Consider the following 26,493-nt stretch of genomic DNA (forward strand, 5'->3'; position numbering starts at 1 on the left):
GGATTTCGTTTAATAGGGATTTGCTTCATGGCGATTACACTTAATGGAAATACAGTGGAACTTTAAGACTCCCCCATATATTCTAAGTGGATTTCATACAGTTAGATTTCTATATTCGGGAGAAATATGAATACTAAATGGAAAACCTACAGCTAGTTTGCGCAAAAAGAGCCTTTTCGCCCGAACTTGCTCATTCTAACTGTAGTTTTTCCAGCTAGTTTGATCATTTTCGCCTATTCGCTTGAATCTACCTGTACAAAATACAGTTAGACGCGCCATTCCGCTTGCAACGGCACCAGCACAAAATGAAAATAGACGGATTTTCAAGGTAGTTCCATATACGGTTAGCGCAGGCGGGTTTTACATATAAACCTTTTTAAGAGACTTTCGGGAGGGGAAGAATAATGGCGCCAACGAAAGAATGGCTGTCCCAATGGAAACAGAAACACGAAATACTGGAATGTCCCGTAGACTTGAACACCTATTTCTCTCTTCCTGAAATGGCGGGCAAAGAGCTGGCGGTCATGGACATCGGGCCCTGCTCAATTCCTACCGGCCAGATACTGGTTCGTGATCCGCTGTATTACCTCGGAAATCGTCAGGAACAGCCTTATTTCCAAACGGTGCCCGCCGGAACCTACCGCACCGAAGTCTGTGTGGTAAAACCGGACGAAGAGGACTGTGCCCGATATGCCGCTGTTCGGGTGAAATTTGCGGATGCGCCTGCAGTTCGGTTCGAGGAGGCTCTCATCGGACATGAAGACCTTACGGACTTAGGCGAAGGCGAATTTTTCGGATTCAATGTGGATGCCGGTCTCGCATGTATTTGTGATAAGCAGCTCCATCACGCTTTCTGCGACTTCAAGGAGAAATGGCATGAAGAACATCCGGGTGAAAACCTATACGATCATTATTTTGCCGCCCTGTTCGCCGAGAGCTTCCGGCAGAACCCTCAATATCAACGGGAGGGCGGCGATTGGCTGAACTGGCAGATTCCCGGCACCGAATACCATTTGCCGATTTTTCAGAGCGGTTTTGGCGATGGCGCTTACCCTGTCTATTGGGGCTACGATGAAACCGGAGCCATTTGCCAGATCGTTGTCCAGTTCATCGATATTCAATTAACTTACGACGATGACGATGAGGAAGAAGAAGATTAAATCTGATACATAAAAAGTCGTGTCGATTACCCGGGCGGGGCCTGGACCGTATTGAGCAAAACGGCGCCCATTATGTGTGCCAAGTCGAATGACGGGATGATGGGTGCGTGCCGGCGGTAAAGTCGAACAATTCTACAGCATATGTTGTTGTAACGAAACTGAGAAACCTTATTCTCTCAAAATAGGCTGTTTGTTAATTCTAAGGAAACTAGACGAACTTATTTCATCCGAATTTGTTTAGTTGCTCCTGGTTCTTATAAATAAGTTTATCCAGGTTCGTTAGTTTGCCAAAAGGCTCCGTTTTGCACCAAATAAGGTGTCTGAAGTTCCTTATAACCGCGAACCGGGCAGTTTTTTGTACCATCCTGGTTTTCACAATTAATCGGCAGCCACGCAATCGGCATAAAATTTACAGCACAGGGTTGACGACCCGCCATGTTACCGCAACGCACGCCGGGAGATTCGCCGGTTTGAAGAGGCCCGGGGCAAAAGGTGCGCGACGGTTCGTGCTCTATTTCAAGCTTACCAACCCACCCTGTGGTTGACCACCGCCATGCGAAGCCAAACCAAACACCGCGAGCCGGGAGTCGTGTGCGCTGCGGAACAAAAGCGGCTATTGCATGAGAGTCGAGTCCCAATCGGCTCTCTTTTATATTCATTCGTCGCATGACCGAATTCGCTACCGATACCAACCCCGTACTCCTTGATTAATATTTGACCCAGAGCCCCATCATAAAGCCTATGGAACCGGTATAAAATATTTCAAGCCGTGAAGTTTCCCCCAATTTCCCGTTCCGCTCCAACAGCGGACAGCAAAACGATATCCATCCGCTTTCGATAATGGTATAATCATTTGTGGAGCAAAGCGGCAGGGGTCCAGCAAGACACGAAGGGACCCACTCTTTGTTTGCGGCTCCCATTCATTTTATACAAACCATACTCCGATATAACTTTGCTTTATAAACCGCGTATGGCTAGAGGAGGCATACTTGTGGCAAGAACAGTAGGTACGATTGTAAGAGGGATTCGAGCTCCGATCGTGAAGGAAGGAGACGATCTCGTTCAGATTGTAGTGGACTCCGTCCTGCAGTCCGCGCAGGCCGAGAATTTCCCGCTGTATGACCGGGATGTTATCGGAATTACCGAATCGCTGGTGGCTAGAACGCAAGGGAATTATGTGACGGTGGACGATATCGCTCATCAGATCAAGACTCTGTATCCTGGCGATGACCTGGCCGTTCTGTTCCCTATACTCAGCCGCAACCGGTTCTCGCTCATACTTAAAGGGATTGCCCAAAGCGGCAAGAAGATTCACCTGTTCCTGAACTATCCTTCGGATGAAATGGGCAACCACCTGATGGATGTCGAGAAAATGGACGATCTGGACATTTCGCCTTATACCGATGTCCTGACGGAAGAGAAATACCGGGAGCTGTTTGGCGATCAGGTTTCTCACCCCTTCACCGGAATCGACTATGTCGCCATGTATAAGCAGTTGGCCGTCAACGATAATATCCGGATCTACCTGGCCAACGACCCGAAAGCGGCGTTAACTTACAGCAAGCAAATGCTGGTGGCCAACATTCACGACCGCCATCGCACGAAGAAAATTTTGAAAAAAGCGGGCGCCGACCATGTATACGGTCTGGACGATCTCCTGACCCAGCCGATTAACGGAAGCGGCTATAATCCGGATTTCGGGCTGCTCGGCTCCAATGCGGCCACCGACAGCAAGCTTAAGCTGTTCCCCCGGGATTGCTCCTCCATCGTCAACGAAATTCAGCAGCGGCTGCGGGAGAAGTGCGGCAAGACGATAGAAGTCATGGTCTATGGCGACGGTGCATTCAAGGACCCTAAAGGCAAAATTTGGGAACTGGCGGATCCGGTCGTATCTCCCGGCTATACTCAAGGCTTGCAGGGAACGCCGAACGAAATCAAGCTGAAATATATTGCCGACAACGAGCTTAGGAATCTCGACAGCAGTGCCATGGTCGACGCCATCCGGCAGAAGATCAAGGAGAAGGACCAAGCCGGCCAAGGGGAATCGCTCGGGACCACCCCCCGCCAAATTACCGATTTGCTCGGCAGCTTGTGTGATTTAACTAGCGGCAGCGGCGATAAGGGAACGCCGATTGTGCTGGTGCAGAGATATTTTGATAATTACGCGACAGAGTAGCTTAGGCTGCTCTGTTTTTATATCCGGCAGGTTTCCGTTGTTTGATAGATGTCTTAGACTCGTCTGCTTAACCGGCAAAACAGAGTCTCTATTTACGGAATCGGAACCCGGCTTCTTCAGATAAGCCTTTTGACCAGCAGCCGCTCCGAAAAATACATAATTACGCAAGAGGTGCGCCGTCACGAATGAAAATCATACCGTATTACAAAAGCCCTCCCGATCCGTTAAACGAAGAATGCTGCATCCATCTGAAAGAGGATCCGACCCCGCTGTCTCGAGAGCCCGAGCTGCCGGTTTGGTTGGAAAGCTATGATTCATCGCTTATCCTTGGAGAACTTCGCACGGGAGGGCGCATTACGCTTAACTCGCTCTGGCTCGAGGAACGTTATTGGCATGCCTATCGTGAGCACTTTCCTTATTTTGATCAGATTGTGCTCGTTCCCCATGATCCTGCCAACCGTTCTTCGCCGTACGAGTCCAAGCTGGAAACGATCTTGTGGCTTGCGGAGCAGTACCGGATTCGTCCGGAGCAAATCATTGTGGATGTATGTATTCTGCCTTATTTCCGCTGTCCCGATCTGGACCTGTATGCCCTCCGCGCCCGGGCCATTCGGGAAATGGGCTTGAAAACCGTCGCCGGCATCGATAACCTTGTGTTCCGCGAGCGGAAGCCTTACCCTCTCCTTGCAGAACTGCTGACCGGGTTGGATGACAGCTTGACCTACGGATTGATTAGCTCGAAATACGCTCATTTCGCTCGGGAAACGCTCATGACTTCCCGTTAACTGCAGGATGCATTCATAGATATTGTCGGGAAAATAAATCCATCCCTCTGAAAAAGCGGCGTATGGAATGAGAAAACGGGTATTCTATTAGTAGAAGGCTATGTATTGAAGGAGGAAGAGTGCAATGGAATATCGCATCGAAAAAGATACGCTCGGCGAAGTCCGGGTCCCCGCCGACAAGATGTGGGCCGCCCAAACGCAGCGAAGCTTCGAAAATTTCCGGATCGGCACGGAAAAGATGCCTATCGAGCTTATCCGTGCATTCGCGATTCTCAAAAAAAGCGCAGCCCTGGCCAACGAACAGTTGGGAAAGCTGGATGCCGACAAAACTAAGGCGATTGTCACCGCAGCCGAGGAAATCATTGAAGGACGATGGGATGATCATTTTCCGCTCGTCGTCTGGCAGACGGGAAGCGGCACCCAGTCCAACATGAACGTGAATGAGGTGATAGCGAATCGGGCTAACCAGCTACTGGAACAGGGAGGCAGCGAGCTAAGAGTTCACCCCAACGATGACGTCAACCGTTCGCAAAGCTCCAACGATACATTCCCGACCGCTATGCATATGGCCGCATTAATCGCTGTTGAGGATCAGGTGCTCCCGGCCGCGGAGCTGTTAAAAGCTACTTTGCAGAGCAAAAGCGATCAGTTTCAGAATATTATCAAAATCGGAAGAACCCATCTTCAAGACGCCACCCCGTTAACGCTCGGCCAAGAGATCAGCGGCTGGTGCCGCATGCTGGACAAGACGATGGCGATGATCCGGTCAAGCGCCGAATCCTTAAGGGAGCTGGCCATCGGCGGGACCGCCGTCGGAACCGGAATTAACGCCCATCCGAAATTCGGGGAGACGGTCGCCCGCGAAATCAGCAAGCTGACGGGCAAGAGCTTCGTCTCCGCAGCCAACAAATTTCACGCCTTGACCAGCCACGATGAAATCGTCTACGTCCATGGCGCCTTGAAGGCGCTGGCTGCCGATCTGATGAAGATAGCCAACGATGTCCGCTGGCTGGCCAGCGGCCCGCGAAGCGGAATCGGGGAGCTTCGCATCCCGGCGAACGAGCCCGGAAGCTCCATTATGCCCGGCAAGGTCAATCCGACCCAGAGCGAAGCGATGACCATGGTCGTCTGCCAGGTGATGGGCAACGATGCGGCAATCGGATTTGCAGCCGGTCAGGGGAACTTCGAGCTGAATGTGTTCAAGCCGGTCATTATCTATAACTTCCTGCAATCCGCCCGCCTGCTGGCCGATGCCATGCGCTCGTTCAACGATCATTGTGCCGTCGGCATCGAGCCCAATCTCGATGTTATCCGGGCCCATTTGGAAAGATCGCTCATGCTGGTGACCGCTTTGAACCCTCATATCGGATATGAAAAAGCCGCTTCCATCGCCAAGCTGGCCCACCAAGAGGGGCTCACGCTGAAGGAAGCGGCCTTGCGCAGCAACCTGCTGACCGAGGAGCAATTCGACCGCATGGTGCGGCCGGAGCATATGATTCATCCGCGGGAGGAAGACTGAAACAGGGAAGGATTTTCAGCAACCTTTTCCCGTTTATCCCTCGTTCGCCAGTTCTTTTTCTATCAGAATAAGATTGGCTTCTCTTTTCGTCAGCTTGGTTAAATCATAAGCTTTCCCTGTCTCTTCGCCATACTTGCGGATAGCTTCCTGTTGACTTGCGGTAGCCGGTTGGTTGCGAATGAGAGCATCCATATTGTCATAGGCAATCTTCTCTGCCAGCTCCCGGTCGTTCAAAGCATCGATCAGCCGATACATGGCCTCGATCGCGTTTTCTTCACTTTCCAGGCCAAACCCGGAATCCGTGCTTAGTACAAAACGATCGGGAAACTCCCGCATGACCGGTACGAAGTCTTCCAATGTATTGGCGCTCTCCGGATTGAGGGCAGTGAAACCCGCAAAAAAATCGGCATAGATATTCGGATGCTTGCTCAAGAGCTGGCGGATATTCTCTGGAGAGTTATAAGCATTGGCATGCGCAAAAATGAAGACCGTATCCGGGTAGGCCTCCGCCGCCTCCTCCAGTTTTTTGATAGCAATTCCGCTAGGAGGATCGATGTGAAGCAGCAAAGGGGCTTGATATTGGGCACACAGCTCGTAAATTTGCGGCAGGTATCCATCCATCGGATCTTCAGCCTTCCAAGGAACATTGGATAAAACCGGTGAATATGTGGAAGCGGCCGCAATTTCGCCCAACCCAAAGAAGCCCTTCTCCAGATTTTCCTTGACGACATCGAGGCTCGAGGGTTCATGTAGGTTGAAACCGGAGAAAAAAGGGATAATCCGCTCCGGGTTTTGCCGGTAGGCCTGCCAGGACATTTCGTCGGAATGAACGGCTCGGGGCTCCGAAACCGCTCCAAACAGAACAACGCTGTCCACTCCCATCCGTGTCCACATCTCGATTTTATCCTGGATGATTTTCGATCCGTCAGCGTCATGATTGTGTGCGTCTATTAAAGGCATATCACCGTACTCCTTCAGCAGATCCTCCAAGCTTTTCGGAGTATCCGAAGGGGCTTCCACCTCTGTGTCCTCAGGAACCGGTTGCGGAGTTTCTGCCGTCTCCACAATTGGTTCTGCAGCCGGTTCTGCGGTGGGGCTCCATCCGTTCTTCCATAATAAAGCCCCTCCCCCGATAATCAAGATCACAATTAATATAGCAATCACAGCCATCCGAGGCTTTGACATCGGCCTTCCTCCTCGCTATTTTCATACAAAAAGCCCCTCTAAGCAGATTCTGGAACATAATCCAGTCCTCCCTAAAGGGGCAAAGCAGCAAGTGAACGGTCCCCGTTCTGACAGCTAGCGGTTATCGGGGACTTCTGTTGTTATTAATATACTAGAGAGAAAATTCCGTTAATATGACTCAAATAACGGATGTTGCTGGCTTCCTTCATCAGCGAAGCGGGAAGTCCTTTCAGTTGGGTCTGGTTGCCGCCGATCGTGCCGATCGCGTCTTTTCTGCCCAAGCTGGCCAGCGTTCCGGAGAAGACCGGCTGGAAGTCCTTCATAGGAGCTTCTTTGAAGTAAGCGAACAGGTTGTAGCCGACGGTTTCACCCATTTGCCATGCGATCTGGGCGCTTGGCGGATAAGGACGTCCTTCCGGTCCCATAACGACCGCGCTGTCCCCTGCCAGGAACACATCGGGATGAGAGGTCGATTGCAGGAACTCGTTAACGGTAGCCCGGCCGCGGTTCGCCTCGATGCCCGAGTTGGCGACAACGGAATTTCCGGTTACTCCGCCCGTCCAAACCATCGTGTTCGTTTCGATCGTTGTGCCATCCTTCAGGATGACGTTCTTGCCTTGAACCTCTGTAACCGCCACTCCGGTCAAGATATTCACTCCGCGCTTCTCCAGGCTGGTTTTGGCGCGTTCTACGAGCTCAGGCGCGAAGCCGGGCAGGATCGAAGGAGCCGCCTCGACGCAATAGAGCGAAATTTCTTTGAAGTCGACGCCCTTTCTGAGGCACATATCCGGAAGCATATCCACCATTTCGCCGATGAGCTCGATACCGGACAAACCGCCTCCACCGATAACGAAGGTTGCATCCGCTTTGTTCTTCGTTCTGCTGTACTCGTCCACACACGCTTCAACATGCGCGCGAATCCGGTTCGCATCTTCCACCGACTTAAGCGTAAAGCTGTTCTCCTGCAAGCCGGGAATGCCGAAGAAAGCCGTCTCACTGCCCAGCGCGATAACCAGCGCATCGTAGTCCAGAGTCAGACCGCCGGCCAAGGAGACCTTCTTCTGCTCCAGATCGATATTATTCACCGTGTCGATTCTTAAATCAACGTTCTTGCCGCGCAGAAGCTTCTCCAGAGGCAGCGCCACGTTCTTCTCGTTCAAGCCGCCAACGGCCAGACGATGAAGCTCGGTGATGATTTGGTGGGAGCCGTTGCGGTTGACGACTGTAATGGAAGCTTCTTCAGCCGACATATATTTTCTGGCAGTCAGGGCCGTAAGCAATCCGCCGTATCCGCCGCCTAGTATTAATACTTGCTTAGCCATTGTTCATCCTCCATTCTCTATTTTGTTTCCGTGTCACCTTTTTGGCGCTCAGCCATAACCTCTAGGAACGCTTGGGCAAAGCGGAACATTTTCTGAACTTGCGGGTCTTTAAGCATCTTGAGCAGTCCAAAAAGCCCAATGGTCGTCGAGTCCGACTGGGCACGGTCGCTCGCTTCAATGGCAGCGGATGCGATTCCCTTCGCTTTATCCTGAATAGGCTTCACAAACTCGCCTAATCCGCCCTTCAAATCTTCAATGAGCACACGGTCCGTAGCCAAAGATTGGGCAACATCATAGGCTTTGGTCATCAGAGTGACCATCTCCGCCAATTTAGGCAGCTGCTCCACCAATTCCGTGAGCGATTTCTGAACCTCGGGCTTCATCAACTGATCGAGCACATCCAATTCTCCGCGTACAGCCGCCGAATTGGTTTCGTTTGCCGAATTTTGCGCTGGTGTTTCTGACATGAGTAAACGGCCTCCTTTGCTTGAAATCTTCCATAATAATATTTGGCGTTAGCCAGTTAGTGCGATAATCCGTGATGACGCTTACCTTACTTTCCTCTGGGTGACGGGTGGGACCGGGACTTATGGAAATTAGTTGTGATAAATTTCACAACTTGAGAAAAGGATCAGTCGTTAACGGATTCTATGCTTGTATTGTAATCCTTTTATGACAAAACTGCAAAAACATTTTTTGACACCAATTTGTCAAATATATCCCTCTAAATGCCTTTTGCTGGCATAAGCTTGACTTTCCTTCCTTTTGCCCGTCTACAACCGCACCATCGACTGCCTGATCAGTCAATCATGACGAATATGACAGCAAAAATAGAAAAGCTGCCGGGAAACGGATTGTGATACAACTATAATAGTAGGGGTCATGCCGCGCCGATCGTATGGGAGGGTTGGCGTCGCATAACGGTGGTCAACGAGACTAAGTGGATTTCATACAGTTAGATTTCTATATTCGGAAGAAATATGGAAACTAACTGGAAAACCTACAGTTAGTTTGCGCCAAAACAGCCGTTTCGCCCAAAGTTGCCCATTTTAACTGTAGTTTATCCAGTTAGTTTGATCATTTTCGCCCATTCGCTTGAATCTACCTGTACAAAATACAGTTAGACGTGCCGCTCCGCTTGCAACGATGCCTGCAGACGGTAAAATAAACGGATTTTCAAGGTAGTTTAGTCATTTGGCGCGATTTGCATCAATTTACCTGTACAAAATACAGTTAGACGTGCCGCTCCGTTTGCACGGCACCGGCAGAAAATGAAAATAGACGGATTTTCAAGGTAGTGTCCCTCACAGTTAGTTTCCCCTCTTGTGAAACGTGGCGCCATCCTTCCGTCTTCATTGCCTGAATATAGTTGTCTAATTGGAGGAATAAGTATATGGAGAGCCCGGAACCATTCAATAGAGGGAAGAGAACCCAACCCGCAATACCGGAAACACAGCAAATAAAGCTCAGCGTCCCTCAGCCCTTTAGCTATAACGAAACATTAGGCTACTTGTCCCGCTCGCCCAACGAGTGTATGTACCGTATCCACAATGATAAACTATACTGTCACATTCCGGTAACGCATGAAGGTACGGGCCCTGTAGTCGAAATCAGCGGAGAACAGGGAGACTCTCTCGTTGTTACCTGTTTGCAAGAGGGCCTTCCATCCAAGGCAAGCCGAGACATGGTAGCCGGATATGTTCGCGAATGGTTTGATTTGGAGACGGACCTCGCTCCTTTTTACGAAATGGCCGCGGGCGATGCCCTGCTGAACAAGGTAGTCCGGCGGTTTTATGGCCTCCGCCTGGCCGGCATTCCCGATTTATTCGAAGCTCTTAGCTGGGGGATTATCGGGCAGCAGATTAATTTAGCCTTTGCCTACACGCTCAAGAGACGCCTCGTGGAATCGTTCGGCAAGCATGTCGAATGGGACGGGGTCAAGTATTGGAGCTTCCCTTCTCCATCCGTCATTGCAGAGCTGAAGGTGGAGGATCTGACCCGGCTGCAGTTAACCGCCAGAAAATCCGAATATTTAATCGGCACAGCCCGTCTGATGGCGGAAGGCAAACTGACCAAGAAGCAGCTGCTGGAGGCAGGAAGCTGCGAGGAGGCGGAGCGGCTGCTGGTCAGCATTCGGGGAATCGGTCCATGGACCGCCAATTACGTCCTGATGAGATGTCTCCGCTTCCCGTCCGCCTTCCCTATTGCCGATGTCGGGCTGCATAACGCCATCCGTGAGCTCTTGGGAAGGCCGAGCAAGCCGTCCATAGACGAAATCAGGAAGCTGGCCTCCACCTGGGCCGGATGGGAAGCCTATGCCACCTTCTACTTATGGAGAAGTATTTATTGAAGCGGACCGGCTCCAATACGGGATGCAGTAGGATGGCTCTCCAACAGCATAGCCGAGTGTCCCCCGCCAGGGGCGGCCCTCTGCCTCTGCCGCTGGCTGAACATCTTATAGCTATTACCTATAAATATGATATCTTTTATATATTTCAATAATGAGGACCGGTCGACTACAATGAAATCAACCAAATACGCAAGGAGGAAATAACGATGGATCCGTCAGTAAAGAAGCTGTTCGATGCCGGTGCGAAAGACTACGACTGGCAGAGGAGAAATTTGATTCCATGCTTTGACGATTTCTACGGGATGGCTTTGTCCTTGGTGGAAAGCGCCGATTCTTCCCCACGCATCCTGGATCTTGGGGCAGGGACGGGGCTGTTCTCCGGTCTGGTGCTGCAGAAGTACCCGAAGGCCCGTCTGACCCTCATCGATCTCAGCGAGCTGATGCTGGACAAAGCCCGCCAGAGATTCGGCTCCCAGGCGGTAAATGTTCAATATATTACGGCCGATTATTGCGATTATGCGTTTACCGAATCCTACAATTTCGTCATCTCTTCGCTGTCTATCCATCATCTGCCCCATGACGGCAAAAGAAAATTGTTTGCGAACGTGTATCATACGCTGCGGGATGGTGGAGTGTTCGTCAATGCCGACCAGGCGCGAGGCAGCACTCCCGAGACGGATGCTTACTATAAAAGGCGCTGGATGGCCTCCGTCAGCGCAAGCGGTCTTCCGCAGGAGATGATCGACGCCTCGGTGGAAAGAAGAAAGCACGACATCAACGCCTCGGTAGAGGAGCAAATCCGCTGGATGGAGGAAGCCGGCTTCACCGACGTGGATTGCATGTACAAAAACCTGGAATTCGCCGTTTTCTATGGAAAAAAAGACCGCTGATCCCCTGCTATCGTTTCATACGGAGTCTTCCTGTTGTCGGCGAGCTGTCCCGCAAGCATATTGGCATAAAACGGCCCCGTCCCAACTAATGAAGCATGAAGGACCCCTGGTCGCTTTTGCACGATTTACCGTACAATCTGCCGTATATATGGCCGCAACGGTCTGACTTTTAATCGTACATACGGACGCGCAGGTTTCGGGAACGAGAACGAGTGCATTTTCCACGAATTATCGTACAATCTGCCGTGTATAATATGGCCGCAACGGTCCGACTATATGGACGCACTCGTTCCCGGAACGAGTGCGTTTTGTTGACGTGGAAACGAAGTCCTTCTGGGGCAGCCAAAGCTAACTCTATGCGGGCTTAAAAATCATAAATCAACTTTGATAACCCCCCTGTCTTTGGCCGGAAGAGCTTCGAAATCGCCTACTCCAACTCATTCCTGCCGTTCCCCGGGCAGTCCGGGGATATTCATTCATATCACCCTTCGTGCGAACCGTCCCTTGTCCCGAAAACATCGTAAAATCACTATATATTTTAGTATTTTACCATGTTGTATGAACCCATCCGACCCTCCATAATGAAGAGAACATCGAGAATGGAGGCCGTTGAGAAGATGAAGTAAGCTTAAATCCCAATAAGGAAAGGAGAGCGCGCACCTTTGAGAACTTTTTCTGAAGGCGTTTCCAAAAGGCTGGTTTGGCTGCTATGCGGTACGGTCGTATTGTCCGGCTGCACGGGGAACCCGTCTCCCGGGGGAGAAACAGCGGCAGACCAGAAGAAAGTTTCGGCTCCGGGGACGTTTCCGATTGTGGATGAGAAAATAACGATCAAGCTGTTCACGAAGCATGATCCCAAGGTGGAGGATTACGCCACTAACGAGTTCACCAAATGGTATGAAGAGAAGACCAACATTCATATCGATTGGCAAACCGTGCCGGTGTCGGCATTGGCCGAGAAGCTGCAGGTGACGTTGGCCGGCGGCGATTTGCCGGAGGTGATTATGACCGCAGGGCTTACCCCGAGCCAATTGGTAGCCTACGGCAGCCAAGGCTTATTCCTTCCTCTTAACGACTTGATTGACCAATATGCCCCTAACATCAAGAAAATGATGGAGCAGGTTCCGGAATCAAGGAAGTATCTGTATGCGCCGGATGGCAACATATATGGGCTGCCCCGGTATTCGGAGAACGTCCATACGTCCATGCCGAAGAAATTATGGATCAATCAGAAGTGGCTGGACAATCTCGGCCTGCAAATGCCGGAAACGACGGAAGATCTCTACAACGTATTGAAAGCGTTTAAAACCGAAGATCCGAACGGAAACGGCAAAGCCGACGAAATCCCCTTTGCCGGCGCCACTCAAGATAATAACGAGCCCGAATCGTTCATCATGCAGTCCTTCCTGTTCTTCGACAGAGATACTTATGTCATGGTGGAGAATGACAAGATCGTATTTACCGGAGATAGCGAAGGTTACAAGGAAGGGCTCAAATACTTGAGACGGCTCATCCAGGAGGGGCTCCTCGCACCGGAATCGTTCACCCAGGACCGCAAAGCGCTGACCGCTCTGTCGGAAGCGCCGGAGGGAGCGCGTCTGGGGGCGGCGCCCGGCCTTATATGGACCCAATTCTCGGTCAGCAACTCCCCGCTCGGGCGGGACAAAGAGTTCGTGCCCGTACCTATTCTGGCCGGTCCGGACGGGAAACGATACGGCTTCGATAAGGGCGAAAGCGTCATTCCTGCGGAATTTGTCATTACAAAAAATGCCAAAAATCCGGAGGCGGCCATCCGCTGGATCAACTTTTTCTACGATTCGTCCCAAATGCTCGAGACCGGCATGAGCCCGTCTTACGGCATAGAAGGCGTCCATTGGGAGAAGATCGAGCCGGGCAAATTCGGTCTGGACGGAGTCACGCCTGCCGAATTCCGGATTTTGGTGCAGCCGGGGACACCAGGCAATTATTACTGGAATCAGAGCGTTCCCAGCTACAGCACCGTGAAAACGATGTACCGCTACGAGGTCACGCCGGAAATGGACAGCGAGGTCGTTCTGTATAACACGACTAAAGAGCTGTACAAACCATACTCCATGCTGGACAAAAAGCTTCCTTTCCTCTATTTCATGCCTGAAGATTTGGCCAAATATGGAGACTTGCAAAAAAATATCGTCGGCGTCGTCCGCCAGTTCATGCTTAAATTCGTGACGGGAAATCTCGATATCGACAAAGATTGGGATAAATACATTCAGGAGCTGAACAACGCCGGATTGAAGCAATACGTGGACATTCTGCAGGAAACCTACGATAAGAACAAGGAATGAAGCTCGGGGGTGGACGGGTGAATGCGTTAAGACGCAAGCAAATTTGGGACAATTGGCAGCTTTACGTACTGATCTTTCTGCCCTTTGTGTACGTCATCGTTTTTCATTACTTGCCGATGTACGGATTGCTTATCGCTTTTAAAAACTACAACCTGGCCAAAGGGATATGGGGCAGCGAGTGGGCGGGACTTTCCCATTTCGCAAGATTTTTCGGCTCCTATGATTTTGTGCTTGTGCTCAAGAATACTCTCGGACTAAGCCTTTACAATTTGGGAGTCGGATTTCCTGCACCGATTATTCTTGCACTATCTCTCAATTATTTACGGAACCGCAGGTTCAAGAAGCTGGTGCAAATGGTAACGTATGCCCCCCATTTCATTTCGGTCGTCGTATTGGTCGGAATTGTCGTCCAATTACTGTCGGTTCATACGGGAATCGTCAATCAGATGATCGAGGCTATTACCGGCAAGCAGATCAATTTTCTCGGAGAGCCGCTCTATTTCAAGTCCATCTACGTCTGGTCCGGCATCTGGCAGCAGATTGGCTGGGGATCCATTATTTATTTGGCGGCTCTATCCGCCATTGACCCTCATCTCCATGAAGCGGCCGTTATGGATGGCGCCAGCAAATTGCAGCGCATATGGCACATAGACATTGCGGGAATTATGCCCACGATCGTTGTCCTGCTCATTCTCGATGTAGGGCAGATCATGAACGTAGGCTTCCAGAAGGTGCTGCTGCTGCAGAATCAATTGAACCTGGAAGCCTCGGAAGTGATTGACACTTATGTGTACAAAGTGGGCATTATCTCGGGAATTCCCAACTATTCTTACGCCACTGCCATCGGTCTGTTTAAATCTTTGATCGGATTGATCCTTATAGTGTCAGTGAACAAAATAGCCCGAAAAGTAAGCGACACAAGCCTATGGTAGCTCGAAGGGGGGATGTGCCTTGATCGAAAACCGGCTGATCAAAGAAACGGGCCTGGATAAGCTGTTCACCATTGCCAACTACCTGTTCGCCGGCATTCTTCTGCTGTTGGTCCTGTATCCGCTTGTGTACGTACTCAGCGCCTCGTTCAGTTCGCCGGAGTCGCTGATGGGAGGCAGAGTTTGGCTGTTTCCCGTGGATATCGGACTGGCCGGATATAAAGCCGTATTCGAGTACAAGGGCGTCTGGATCGGCTATTCCAACAGCCTGTTTTATACCGTAGCAGGGACGGTCATCAATGTGGTCATGACGATCGCTGCCGCTTATCCGCTTTCGCGCAAAGATTTTTACGGCGGAAGAACGATCATGCTGATCTTTGCTTTTACCATGATTTTCTCAGGCGGGCTTATCCCCAATTATTTGCTGGTGAAAGAGCTCGGCTTGCTGAACACCCGCTGGGCGCTGCTTATTCCGAATGCGATGAGCATCTTCAATGTCGTCGTGATGATGAGCTTCTTCCGCAGCAATATTCCTGCCGAATTGCTGGAATCGGCCAAGATGGACGGATGCAGCAACTTCCGGTTTTTGCTCAGCATCGTCCTGCCGCTGTCCGGAGCGGTCATTGCCGTTATTACGCTGTTCTATGCGGTGGGACATTGGAACAGTTTTTTCGACGCGCTGCTTTATTTGTCCGACAAGAACAAATTTCCTCTACAGATCTACTTGCGGGAAATATTGCTGCTGAACACTACGAGCGATATCACACTGAATGTGGATGAGGAAAGCAAAAATTTCTACTTGAGCGAATTATTGAAGTATTCGCTGATCATTCTTTCCAGCTTGCCGATGATCGTACTGTACCCGTTTGTACAAAAATATTTTGTTAAAGGCGTCATGGTCGGATCGCTCAAAGGGTAATCCGCATACACGCTGCATAAACAATGGACATGGAGGGATATATGATGAAAGCATTGCTGGTCGGCATTGGAGGATTCGGTTCCGGATGGTACCGGAGGCTTCGTAATCAATATAGTGAGCTGCAGTTGGCGGTTGCCGATACCGATGAAAGCAAGCGAGCCAAGGTGGAAGAAGACGGTGTCCCTTTCTACACCTCGGTACAAGAAGCGATTGAGAAGGAACGGCCCGATGTGCTGCTCAACGTCACTCCGCCGCATATCCACAAGGAAATCAACCATCTCGCATTCGATCATCGAATTCCCGTCTTTTGCGAAAAGCCGATTGCGGATAACTACGAGGATGCCATCGCGATGGTGGAAAGGGCGGAGAAAGAAAATATTCCGTTCATGATCGCCGAAAACTACCGTGCTTTCCCGTTTGTCCGAAAGTTAAGAAAGCTCATCGCGGACGGTGAAATCGGCAGCATCCTTACGATCGACGGAGTGTTCTACCGTTACAGCGAAATGGCGCATTCGGACAAAACCGCTATTCTGGAAGGCTTGATCGTCCATCATTTCGATCTGATCCGCTATTTGACAGGGCGGGAGATCGGGAAAGTGTTCGCGACATACCGCCACAGCCTGAATATCGTTATGGAGCTGCAAGCAGGCATTACGGCCACCTTCCGCTGCTCCGTCCGATCGAAGGGCAAGCATACCGATTGGGCCGGCAATTGGCGGATCGAAGGCGAGCAAGGCTGCCTGGAGCTGATAGATAACCAGATTCATCTGACGAAAGACGGAGCCACCACATTGATCGATGATTTTAGCGATGTTCATGCTCCGGGCCCGTTTACGGAATTTCTGCAGTCCCTTGAGGAGCAGAGAGAGCCGGAGACAAGCGCCAAGGACTACTTGAGAAATCAGGCGCTCGCACATTATTGCAGGGAATCCATCACTACGCACCAAGCAGTGGATACTTCTGCGAGCTGGGGGTATGGTCCAATGATTGTCCGCAACTATTACGATATGGAATTCGGTCCCCCATCGGTCAGCCATCACGGGAAGGGGATGACCCGGGGGAAGAGGCTGTATTCCCGTGAAGATTTCGATACGCCGATCATGTTCCTCGGCTACGGAGAAATCCCGCCGGGGGCTTCCATCGGCTATCACGGCCACCGGGAGGACGAAGAGGTATACATCATCCTGGAAGGGACCGGATTAATGACCGTCAACGGCCAGACGCGGCAGGTCAAAGCCGGGGATGTCATCCTGAACAAGCCTTGGTGGAAGCACGGGTTGGAAAATAACAGTGATCAGCCTCTCCGGACCTTAATCTTCGAAGTGCTGAAGACACCGGCCGCTGACAAATAAACCTCCGGATGAACATTAGGAACAGGTGGGACTTCATTTGCCGGCCAAAAACATAATCAACCGATGGAAGTCATCTCTAAAGTGGAAGTTGATCTCTATTTTTCTCGTCATTGTTATGTTCAATCTGGTTGTCATCGGTTTCTTTGTCAACCGGTATGTCGCGATGGCTATCGAGAAGGATTCCATACAGTTAAGCCGGCTTATTCTCAAACAGGCCAACTTGAATCTGGAACGTTATTTGGGAGAAATCGAACAATTCATGTTTACGCTGAGCTCCAGTCAGGAGCTTCTGTCCTGGGCCAGCTTGACCGGCCCGCGCAAGGCGGAGTCCGTCGTTCCATACTCCATGATCGTCAATGATTATATCCAGCCTTTCGCGCGGACGCATCCCGAGCTATTATCCCTTACCTTGTACAACACCAATGGCAATGAATCGCATTATTCACCGGTATACGGGCTGAAGCTGGATTACAGTATGAGCGAGGAAGCCTGGCTGGAGCAGATTTCGCCTGCAGGCCGGACGGCCTATAGGGTGGAAACGAGCCGTAATTACGTGGACGTGATGCTTAGGCCCGTATCGCTGCAGGTCATCACTCTGGTGAAGAAATTTGGCTTCGACGGGTCTACTTATTTGAAAATCGATATCCAGCCTACACTCCTGGAAAGCATATTGAAGGAAATGAATCCGGGCAACAACGGGGTCGGCTTCCTTGTCAATGCGGAAGGGATTATTGTGGCCCATCCGCATAAGGAGCGCTTTCTTTCGCCATTAGAGGCTTCCATGATGCAGGAGATGGATAAGTCGGCAGGCGGGGCTTTTGTATGGGACGATTCGAATGAGATCGCCATTTACGAAAACATAGCCGGCACCGATTGGAAATCGGTTATCCTCATTCCGTATGAAGATATTGCCAAGAGCATTTATACCATCCGGAATGCCGTGTTTGGGATTACGGCCGCTTGCTTGGTTGTATCGGCCATTTTCATTGTTATGGTTTCCTCCTCTATTACAAGACGGTTAAGCAAATTAAAGCGGCTTATAAAACGCACGGGGCGCGGTCATCTTCATGTTCCGGCAGAAGTGGAGGGGCAGGATGAAATTTCGGCTCTGGCCAATTCGTACAATCAGATGCTGGAGGATTTACAAGAGCACATCAAACGGCTGGCCGAATCCAAGGTAGCCGAACAGCAGGCCGTTCTGTTCTCGCTGCAATCGCAGATCGATTCCCATTTTCTGTATAACACGCTGGAGATCATTAACTCTATGGCTTCCCAAATCCATGCGGCAGATATTGAGCAGATGACCGTAGACCTGGCCAACCTGTTCCGCTATACGGCCAATTATAAAGATACGAAAGCGACGATCCGGGATGAGGTCGAACATTTGCAAAGGTATTTGCATATTATTCAAACCCGTTACGGAGATAAATTTACATACGACCTATCCGTGGAAGAGACGTGTTGGAAGGCGGTTTGTCCCAAAGTGATTCTGCAGCCGCTTGCGGAAAATGCCGTAAAGCACGGCTTCGAAACGTCCGGCGGAGCCCTTCATTTGTCCGTCGCCATTCGAAAAATCGAAGAACAGTGGATAGAGGTTTGTTTTGCCGATAACGGAACGGGATTTTCCGAGGACAAGATCAGGGAACTGAACGATAAACTGCACCGGCAAAACTCGCATTATTCCGATTTCCAGCGCATCGGGCTGCTCAATATCCATTACCGATTAACGACGCAATATACATCGCACAAGGCCGGCCTCCGGATAAGAAACAGCGACAGCGGAGGCGCCGAAGTGCGCTTTTGCTTGCCTATGAATTTATAGACCGGGGGTGGGAGCACGATGTTACGAATTTTAGTCGTGGATGATGAACCATACATCCGTACGGGGATTGCCTCGAAGATCGGGCAATTCGGGGGACCGTTCGTCGTATCCGGGTTTGCGGGCAATGGTATGGAAGCTTTGGAGTGGCTGGAAACCCATCACGCGGACATCTGTATTGCGGATATACGCATGCCCGTTATGGACGGATTGGAACTAATCCAACGCATCAGGCAGACTCATCCACGGATGCTAAGCATTGTCGTGTCCAGCTATAATGAATTTGCTTACGCCCGGCAAGCGATCCAATTAAATGTCTCCGATTATATTTTGAAGCCTATCGACAGGGCTGCTTTGCAGCAAGCATTGGAGCATGCGGCGGTCACTCTTGACAAAACAAGAATGGATGAAGTCTCCCATCTTCTGCTGCAGAAGAACGATCAGTACCAGGACATGCTGCAGCGCTGGACGGATTACATCCTGACCAACCGTGCGGATAAATATCCCCTGCTTGTGGTGGATACTTTGAATCTGATGGAAGGATGGATTGAAGGAGACTACTGTTTATTAAAAGCTCTATCCACCGCATGGATCGAGTTGGTTGCCGCAGCGTTGAAACGGCCGCCTATTGGTGAGAATATGGCTCCCATGCGCGAATGGGATATGGATTATGCCGTGCTTCCCCGTGAAAAGTTGAGAGAATATTTCCGGCTGAATGCCGTTATGCAGATGGAAGGAAGCATTCTTTATTTTCTGGATAGGATGAGAAAAGGGCAAACCAGCGAGAACGAAAAAATCATTCGCCGCATCAAACAATATATCGATACGCACTATGCCGATAAGTTGAATTTGGAGAAGCTGGCCGATCTGATTCCCATCAGCCGTTCCTACCTGACGGCAATGTTCAAGCGGAGCACCGGCTTAACTATGTGGAAGTATCTCGTTAATGTGCGGATGAAGAAAGCGAAGATGCTGCTGCTGGATCATAATGTGAAAGTGTATGAGGTGGCCAACAAGGTAGGTTATGAAAACAGCGAGCACTTCTCCAAGCTGTTTAAGGAATATTACGGCATAACGCCCAAGGAATACAGGCGAATGGTCGAAATCGCCGATGAAGAAGAGCTATGTTATGATTGATCGCCTGAAGTCAGTACAGCCTGAGGATCTTCGTGGGAAGGGAGCCTGGAACCAATGTCCAAAATCAATCGAGCGACGGTACGGCGTCATTTAAGGATAACCGAACTACTGTGCGAACGAGCCATCCATTCCCTCAAGGACGGTTGTGACAATCTTGTCTGAGCCGACAATGAACAAGAAGGAGACTCTCTACCCCATATTATTGGCCGTCAGCTTGGTCCATCTAATCAACGACTCGCTTCAAGCCGTCATCCCGGCCTCTTATCCGATATTGCGGGATACACTGGGGTTATCCTATACCCAGCTCGGCGTGATCACGTTCATCCTGTATTTTTCCTCTTCCGTCATGCAGCCGGTGGTCGGAATGTACTCGGATAGACGGCCCTCGCCCCTCCTGCTCCCTATAGGAATGGCTATTGCCTTGTTGGGCATGCTCTGTCTTGCTGTTTCCCCGGGATATTTAGCGGTTCTCGGATCGGTGATTTTGGTTGGGGCCGCCTCGGCCATGTTTCACCCGGAGGGGGCCCGAATTGCCTATTTGGCCGCCGGAAACCGAAGAGGCTTGGCGCAGTCCATTTTTCAAGTAGGAGGAAACACCGGCAGCGCTCTGGCGCCTGTCATGACGGCATTGATTTTCTATCCGTTCGGGCAGTTGGGAGCACTCTGGTTTACTCTGGTCGCCGCTATTGGAGTTGTTATTCAACTAAAGCTGGCCGGATGGTACCGGGGCTATCTGTCCGATTCCGGCCGGAAAATCGAAAGCAAAGTGAACCAGCATACGGACAAGGGCCACTGGAAACATGTAAGGCTGGCCGTCGGTATTATTATCCTGATCGTCTTCTTGCGATCCTGGTACGGGGCGGGCCTTTCCAATTATTTCGTCTTTTATCTGATGGAAAAGTTCCGGATATCGATCCCCGAGGCGCAGTGGTATATTTTTGTATATGTAGGCGCAGGCATTGCCGGAACGTTCCTCGGCGGGCCTCTGTCCGACCGCATTGGCCGAAAGAGAGTCATTCTGCTCTCCCTGCTGGGTGCGTCTCCTTTTGCCATCCTGCTGCCCTATGCGAATGAACTATGGGCTTACCCGCTGCTGTTTATTCTCGGGCTCGTTAATCACAGCAGCTTCTCTGTAACCGTAGTCTACGTACAGGAGCTGGTGCCCGGGCAGGTTGGAACCGTCTCCGGTCTCATTACCGGTCTGGCGTTCGGCATGGGGGCCATCGGAGCGGTGGCGATCGGCGGGCTGATCGATCTGACCGACCTGACGCTGGTAATCCTCTGCAGCTCTTTTCTGCCCCTTTTCGGCATCCTAGGGCTTCTGCTTCCATCCGACAGCAAGAATCGGGACCGTCCGCAAAGAGCGGAAGTGGGGCAATAAGTCATTTGATGTCGCTAAAGTTAAAGTCCCGACGAAGCCAGCTTCCCCCAAATACAAAAACCCCCTGCCCGCTATATTCACGCGCAGGGGAGTTATTTTTCCATCCCATCTTCAACGAAGGCAGCAGAATCGGAATCGGAATCTTTCCGAATCACGTTCCGGCGGTAGCTTCTGCCCCAGTCATACATCATCCGCAGGACCGGCATCAAGCTTTCGCCGTACTCGGTCAGGGAATATTCCACTCTAGGCGGCACTTCCGGATAGACCCGTCTTATGACCAATTGGTCCTCTTCCAGCTCCCGAAGCTGGTTGGTCAGCATCTTCTGCGTAATATTCGGAATCAATTTCTTCAATTCGCCGAAACGCTTGGTGCCCTCCAGGCCGAGATGCCACAGAATAATCAGCTTCCATTTGCCACCGATGACGGCCAGGGTCAATTCTTTATCGCAATTGATTTCCTTGAGCTTGATCCGGTCTTTCAATTCCACAGCGCCCGCCTCCTCTTGTTTTTTATCATACTATATTCTTATGGGTGAATCCTACTGTTTAATGGAGGAAGGATGGCTGACAAGCCTCATTTTGATACCCGAATCCCGCTCCTGTTATTCCTCTGCCCCGGGTCACCAAGCATAGTTACTTCCGGGTAACTTAGTCACCTTTCGGTAGGTACTTGCCATAAAGACATATTTTTAGCACAATGAGGATGTTCCCTTGAATGGGCAGGTTTCCTGTCAGCTAAATTTTTCGCATGGAGGAGCCAAACCAACCTTTCCATGGATGAAATCCACCAGTCTCCATGCCGCCAAGCTGCAGTATATATACTAGAAATATATGGAATCCTTTGTACCTATGCCCCCAACTAGGCACCTTTCCTAAAAGAAATCTTTAGAAGTCAAATAGAAATCAATATCCTATCCCAAAGGAGGCACCCGCTATGAAATTAAGAGTGTCGTCGGTTCAATATCACCTGCATACGATCAGCTCCTTCGAGGAATTTGCCCGGCAGGCGGAGCATTATGTCAGAACAGCGGCGGAATATGACGCCGAATTCATTCTGTTTCCCGAATATTTCACGACGCAATTAATGTCCATCGGTGATGATCAGGGCCGCGCTTTATCGATTGAAGATTTGCCGGATTTTACGGATCGGTACCTGAATTTGTTCACTTCTCTGGCCAAGCAGATGAATGTGCACATCATCGGGGGGACGCATGTCATCCGCAGGGAAAACCGCTTATACAATACCGCCTTCCTGTTCTATCCCGACGGGACTGTGGCGGAGCAGCCGAAGCTCCATATGACCCCAACGGAAGAGAAGGAATGGAACATGACTCCCGGCGAGGGGCTGTGGGTATTCGAAACCGATAAAGGGACTATCGCCATATTAACCTGCTACGATATTGAATTTCCGGAAATCGTCCGGATGGTTAAGGCGAAGGGGGCCGACGTTATTTTCTGCCCGTCCTGCACGGATGACCGTCACGGCTTCCACCGGGTCCGTTACACCAGCCATGCCCGAACGATTGAAAATCAGGTGTACGTCGTCGTCGCCGGAACGGTCGGCTCTCTGCCCACCGTGGATTTCATGCGGGCCAATTTCGGGCAGGCGGCGATTATTACGCCTAATGACATCCCCTTCCCTCCCCAAGGAATTCTGGCGGAGGGAGAAATCAATCAGGATATGCTCGTAACGGCCGATCTCGATTTGGAGCTGCTGTATCAGGTGCGGGCAAGCGGATCGGTCACGACCTGGCGCGACCGGAGAACCGATCTGTATCCCGATTGGAAGGAATAGCCGGGCTTGCCGGTCGATCAGCGCAGGCGGACTATTATTTCGGTTGAGGAGGGATGGCTATGTATCGCAAGGAAATCTACGTCTTTAACGGGAACCGGCCTGTCCCGGCAGTGATCCGGAACTATGAGGAGAAGGATTTTCCCGGATTAATCAGCATCCAGCAGGAAACGTTCCCTCCTCCCTTCCCGTCGGAATTATGGTGGAACGAGGAGCAGCTGCAGAACCATGTCAAGTTATTTCCGGAAGGGGCTCTGTGCATTGAAGTCGACGGCGAAATCGCGGGCTCGATGACCGGCCTGCTGGTGGATGATGACGGCCATTCCGCGGACCATACCTGGGCGGAGATGACCGACAACGGCTATATCCGCAATCATAACCCCGACGGGAATACTCTTTATGTCGTAGATATCAGCGTCCGGCCCTCCTATCGCCAGCTTGGCCTGGGAAAATGGCTGATGCAGTCCATGTACGAGGTTGTCGTTCATCTGGGCCTGGAACGGCTTCTAGGCGGAGGAAGGATGCCCGGCTATCATCACAAGGCGAAGGAATGGACGGCGGAGCAGTATTTGCAGGCAGTGATCCGGGGGGAATGCAAGGACCCTGTCATCACCTTCCTGCTTCGGTGCGGCCGCACTCCCGTCAAGGTAGTGGCCGATTACCTGGAGGATGAAGAATCCTGTAACTATGGAGCATTGATGGAATGGAAGAACCCTTTCCGCACAGGAAAAGGATAAGAAGGAGAATGAAACGATGGATTATCGCAGAATTACCGGTATTGAAGATCCTCTGTTCCGGCAGATGCATCAACTGATGCAGAACGTGTTCCCGCCCGAGGAAGTACTTGATTTCGACTTGTGGAAAGAGCCTCTGGAAGACCCGGGAATCCGTGTCTTTGTGGCTGTCCATGACGGCAAGGTCGTGGGGGCTACCGAATATCGTTATTACGAGGATTTCAACGTGGCCATGACCGATTTTACGATTATCGGGGCGGCGGGACTGGGAATCGGCCCTTTCCTAGCCCGGAAGAGGCTGGAGGATTTGCAATCCTGGGCAGCAAGTAAGGGAAATCAGTTGTCCGGGATGTTCGCGGAGATTTATGACCCTTACCGCGTAGAGCATTATGAGTTCGGAGGCATTAAGGCCATGGACCCGTATGTCCGCCGCGAGGTGCTGTCCCACTTGGGCTATCAACGCCTGGACTTCCCCTATGTTCACCCTTCGTGGAACAACGACGGTGAAGCGGTAGAGGGCCTCGACCTGTGCTTCCTGCCGATGGCAGACCAGAATGAGCTGCCCGCAGACCTGATCGTGAATTTCCTGACCCGCTATTACACCGTTCTGTCCAATAAGCCCAAGGCCTGGCTGGACATGATCGAAGACCTCCGGGCGAAGGAAACGGTCGCTCTGCTGCCTTTCTAGGGCTGCCGGACTGAAGCAGCATTATCTCAGAAAACAAGGATAAACGGCTATCGCCGTCCTTAGAACAAGCGCGTTTACCGATGAAATATAAAAAAAGCTCCTAACGGAGCATCTCGAAGATGAATAACCCGGTATTAGAGGAAGCTTTTTATGCCAATAGGAATCTATATTTTCATCGTATTAACGCTGTAAAGAATTTAAAGATTCCTATGTGGTAAAAAAAGCTCCTAACGGAGCATCTCGAAGATGAATAACCCGGTATTAGAGGTAGCTTTTTATGCCAATTAGAAAGTTTGTTCCATTTTAATGCTTTAATGAACTTATAACTTTCTAATGTGGTAAGAACAGGTATACTTTCTTATATATTAACAATAGCCGAGCTCGGTAGGAGCTCGGCTTATTTTCGCAAGAATAGTTCCGTTTCGCCCTCTAACCGGCTCCTGATACTCTTTCTCCACTTGCAATGCCGGAATATTCATCCAAGAAGCCTTCCGCATATTTTCGCATAACGATAGTCACGGTATCTGCTCCGAAATAAACTTTAGTTCTCACTGTTCCGAAATAGTCATCAATGATGTAGGAATAAATCAGCAAGGAATTGGAATCTACCCAGGCTGCTGCAGACAGACTGTCATAACCGTATAGAGGGAACTTCTGCGAAACGGTCTTCCCCAATCCAAACCCCAGTCTGTGAGTCCCCCTGCTATTTTCAAAATATAAAGCCCCCTCATCGCCGTTAAACTCAAAATGAATTTGAGAGATTCCCATGGGGTTATCTGCCAGGCGGTAACCGTTCCCGTTTATTTCAGCCGCCTTGGATGAGTGAGAGCTCCCGTCAGGAAGCATAATGGAAAGCTGGCTTGTCCGATCCAGCAGTTCGTTGTAGGCCTCCTCATCATCGGGCAGCGAATGGGCGGCAAGACTACTGTAGATGGTATCCCACAGAGCGTCGAACACGATCTGTGTTCCATCCGGATTGGGCTGAAGGTCTGCCGTTGTCACTACCAGTAAGTCATCCTCCGGCAAACATATAGCCAACTGCCCCCCCATACCGCGAAGAGCGAAGCCGCCATGACTCGTCCTCCAGAACTGATACCCGTATCCCTGCTGAGCCTCATAGAATGTGTCCAGCGTATGTGTTGTATCGATCTGACGGGAGGTTGCTGCCAGTATATATTCCTCCGGAATCAACTGCTCCCCATTAAATCGGCCCTTATTCATGCAGACCAATGCAAACTTGGCCAGGTCTCTAGACGTGCAGATCAGAGCCGAGCCCCCATGGGAAACTCCCAGTGGCGTCTGGAGACAGTACGCATCCTCCGAGAAACCGATAGGATCCAGCAATCGCGGACGCAAATAGTCAAGCAAAGACATTCCGCTTAATTTCTCCACAATCGCGGTAAGGGTAACGGTTGCTGATGTATCGTAAAAGAACATTGTCCCGGGGAGATGCGACGGCGCAGCCTGAAAGAACGTCCTCACCCAGTCATCATCCTTAATTTGCTTGTAGGTTGTTTTTTCATGTGCAGAAGCCATCATCAACAGGTCGCGAATCGTCATTTGAGCTATATAAGGATGAACCCCTTCCTCTGGAAGCTTCTCCGGAAAAAAGCGAATCACTTGATCCCCGAGAGAAAGCAGTCCCTCCTCTTCCATTAAGCCGATGGCTATGGAGACGAAGCTTTTGGTGCAGGAGTACATCCGATGCTTCTTATGAGCATGAAAAGGACTCCAATATCCTTCCGCAGCTATTTTGCCAAAACGCAGGACGATAAAGCTGTGCATACATAATTTTTTATTCTCTAATCTGTCAAGAAATTGAAGGATGGCGGATGACGGAATTCCTACTTGCTCTGGAGTGGCTGTCGGCAGTGGTTTCTTTTCACGCATTGGATAAACACCCTCCTTTATATTCACCAATCAAGAATTCGAACTCCGGTTAACTTAAAAAAAACTACGACTGACCAATTAACATACAATACTTATTTTCTGTTTCCTTGAGGTACTTTGCAGGATTCCGTCTAAATCTTC

At 50.6% G+C, this 26,493-nt stretch carries 21 protein-coding genes; 16 read left to right on the top strand and 5 right to left on the bottom strand.

What is annotated here, in order from left to right:
• Window positions 1-404 precede the first annotated feature (404 nt).
• The 4 genes from ACTHRH_RS16740 (at window position 405) to fumC (ending at window position 5,640) form a co-directional block, all read left to right on the top strand.
• A complete protein-coding gene (locus ACTHRH_RS16740) occupies window positions 405-1,160 on the top strand; it encodes a DUF4241 domain-containing protein (RefSeq protein WP_440416639.1) in 756 nt (251 codons plus the stop codon).
• Window positions 1,161-2,151: 991 nt separating this feature from the next.
• Window positions 2,152-3,336 (top strand): coenzyme F420-0:L-glutamate ligase, encoded by a 1,185-nt coding sequence (locus tag ACTHRH_RS16745; protein ID WP_379287095.1) that lies wholly within the window; start codon window positions 2,152-2,154, stop codon window positions 3,334-3,336.
• 185 nt (window positions 3,337-3,521) lie between these two features.
• The gene (locus ACTHRH_RS16750) at window positions 3,522-4,121 is read left to right on the top strand and encodes a hypothetical protein (RefSeq protein WP_440416641.1); all 600 of its coding nucleotides are present in this window, start codon (window positions 3,522-3,524) and stop codon (window positions 4,119-4,121) included.
• A 124-nt stretch (window positions 4,122-4,245) separates the two neighbouring features.
• Complete coding sequence (fumC, locus tag ACTHRH_RS16755) at window positions 4,246-5,640, top strand: class II fumarate hydratase (RefSeq protein WP_440416643.1); 1,395 nt, start codon at window positions 4,246-4,248, stop codon at window positions 5,638-5,640.
• 33 nt (window positions 5,641-5,673) lie between these two features.
• Here the strand turns inward: fumC and ACTHRH_RS16760 are convergent, their stop codons facing one another.
• The 3 genes from ACTHRH_RS16760 to ACTHRH_RS16770 form a co-directional block, all read right to left on the bottom strand.
• Complete coding sequence (locus tag ACTHRH_RS16760) at window positions 5,674-6,825, bottom strand: amidohydrolase family protein (RefSeq protein WP_440416645.1); 1,152 nt, start codon at window positions 6,823-6,825, stop codon at window positions 5,674-5,676.
• Between the two features lie 143 nt (window positions 6,826-6,968).
• Window positions 6,969-8,147, bottom strand: a complete 1,179-nt coding sequence (locus ACTHRH_RS16765; RefSeq protein WP_379287103.1) for an NAD(P)/FAD-dependent oxidoreductase — start codon at window positions 8,145-8,147, stop codon at window positions 6,969-6,971.
• Window positions 8,148-8,164: 17 nt separating this feature from the next.
• Entirely contained in the window at window positions 8,165-8,614 is a 450-nt protein-coding gene (locus tag ACTHRH_RS16770; RefSeq protein WP_144941853.1) for a DUF1641 domain-containing protein, read from the bottom strand.
• Between the two features lie 926 nt (window positions 8,615-9,540).
• Between ACTHRH_RS16770 and ACTHRH_RS16775 the strand changes: the two genes are divergently transcribed.
• The 9 genes from ACTHRH_RS16775 (at window position 9,541) to ACTHRH_RS16815 (ending at window position 21,248) form a co-directional block, all read left to right on the top strand.
• Window positions 9,541-10,497: a DNA-3-methyladenine glycosylase family protein gene (locus ACTHRH_RS16775; protein WP_440416647.1), complete on the top strand. Its 957-nt coding sequence runs from the start codon at window positions 9,541-9,543 to the stop codon at window positions 10,495-10,497.
• A gap of 206 nt (window positions 10,498-10,703) precedes the next feature.
• A complete protein-coding gene (locus ACTHRH_RS16780) occupies window positions 10,704-11,387 on the top strand; it encodes a class I SAM-dependent methyltransferase (RefSeq protein ID WP_440416649.1) in 684 nt (227 codons plus the stop codon).
• A gap of 662 nt (window positions 11,388-12,049) precedes the next feature.
• Window positions 12,050-13,711, top strand: coding sequence for an extracellular solute-binding protein (locus tag ACTHRH_RS16785; RefSeq protein ID WP_440416651.1), 1,662 nt, complete (start codon window positions 12,050-12,052; stop codon window positions 13,709-13,711).
• A 17-nt stretch (window positions 13,712-13,728) separates the two neighbouring features.
• The gene (locus ACTHRH_RS16790; protein ID WP_260982149.1) at window positions 13,729-14,643 is read left to right on the top strand and encodes an ABC transporter permease; all 915 of its coding nucleotides are present in this window, start codon (window positions 13,729-13,731) and stop codon (window positions 14,641-14,643) included.
• A gap of 22 nt (window positions 14,644-14,665) precedes the next feature.
• Complete coding sequence (locus ACTHRH_RS16795; RefSeq protein ID WP_144939272.1) at window positions 14,666-15,559, top strand: carbohydrate ABC transporter permease; 894 nt, start codon at window positions 14,666-14,668, stop codon at window positions 15,557-15,559.
• 41 nt (window positions 15,560-15,600) lie between these two features.
• Window positions 15,601-16,911 carry a Gfo/Idh/MocA family oxidoreductase gene (locus tag ACTHRH_RS16800; RefSeq protein ID WP_440416653.1) on the top strand — a complete coding sequence of 437 codons (1,311 nt, stop codon included), beginning with the start codon at window positions 15,601-15,603 and terminating at the stop codon, window positions 16,909-16,911.
• A gap of 37 nt (window positions 16,912-16,948) precedes the next feature.
• Entirely contained in the window at window positions 16,949-18,733 is a 1,785-nt protein-coding gene (locus ACTHRH_RS16805; protein ID WP_440416655.1) for a cache domain-containing sensor histidine kinase, read from the top strand.
• An 18-nt stretch (window positions 18,734-18,751) separates the two neighbouring features.
• Entirely contained in the window at window positions 18,752-19,867 is a 1,116-nt protein-coding gene (locus ACTHRH_RS16810) for a response regulator transcription factor (RefSeq protein ID WP_440416657.1), read from the top strand.
• A gap of 169 nt (window positions 19,868-20,036) precedes the next feature.
• Window positions 20,037-21,248 carry an MFS transporter gene (locus tag ACTHRH_RS16815; protein ID WP_440416668.1) on the top strand — a complete coding sequence of 404 codons (1,212 nt, stop codon included), beginning with the start codon at window positions 20,037-20,039 and terminating at the stop codon, window positions 21,246-21,248.
• Between the two features lie 92 nt (window positions 21,249-21,340).
• Here the strand turns inward: ACTHRH_RS16815 and ACTHRH_RS16820 are convergent, their stop codons facing one another.
• The gene (locus ACTHRH_RS16820) at window positions 21,341-21,736 is read right to left on the bottom strand and encodes a winged helix-turn-helix transcriptional regulator (RefSeq protein ID WP_440416659.1); all 396 of its coding nucleotides are present in this window, start codon (window positions 21,734-21,736) and stop codon (window positions 21,341-21,343) included.
• Between the two features lie 446 nt (window positions 21,737-22,182).
• On the opposite strand from ACTHRH_RS16820, the gene ACTHRH_RS16825 reads away from it, so the two are divergent.
• Genes ACTHRH_RS16825 through ACTHRH_RS16835 form a run of 3 tightly spaced genes read left to right on the top strand, consistent with a single transcriptional unit; the run spans window position 22,183 to window position 24,462 of the window.
• Window positions 22,183-23,043: a carbon-nitrogen hydrolase family protein gene (locus ACTHRH_RS16825; protein ID WP_440416661.1), complete on the top strand. Its 861-nt coding sequence runs from the start codon at window positions 22,183-22,185 to the stop codon at window positions 23,041-23,043.
• 59 nt (window positions 23,044-23,102) lie between these two features.
• A complete protein-coding gene (locus ACTHRH_RS16830) occupies window positions 23,103-23,777 on the top strand; it encodes a GNAT family N-acetyltransferase (protein ID WP_144939229.1) in 675 nt (224 codons plus the stop codon).
• 16 nt (window positions 23,778-23,793) lie between these two features.
• Window positions 23,794-24,462, top strand: coding sequence for a GNAT family N-acetyltransferase (locus tag ACTHRH_RS16835; RefSeq protein WP_440416663.1), 669 nt, complete (start codon window positions 23,794-23,796; stop codon window positions 24,460-24,462).
• Between the two features lie 429 nt (window positions 24,463-24,891).
• Here ACTHRH_RS16835 and ACTHRH_RS16840 read toward each other — a convergent pair whose 3' ends face one another.
• Entirely contained in the window at window positions 24,892-26,352 is a 1,461-nt protein-coding gene (locus tag ACTHRH_RS16840) for a serine hydrolase domain-containing protein (protein WP_440416665.1), read from the bottom strand.
• Window positions 26,353-26,493: the final 141 nt, after the last annotated feature.

The organism is Paenibacillus sp. SAFN-117, assembly GCF_051966115.1.
GTDB classification, from domain to species: domain Bacteria; phylum Bacillota; class Bacilli; order Paenibacillales; family NBRC-103111; genus Paenibacillus_L; species Paenibacillus_L residui.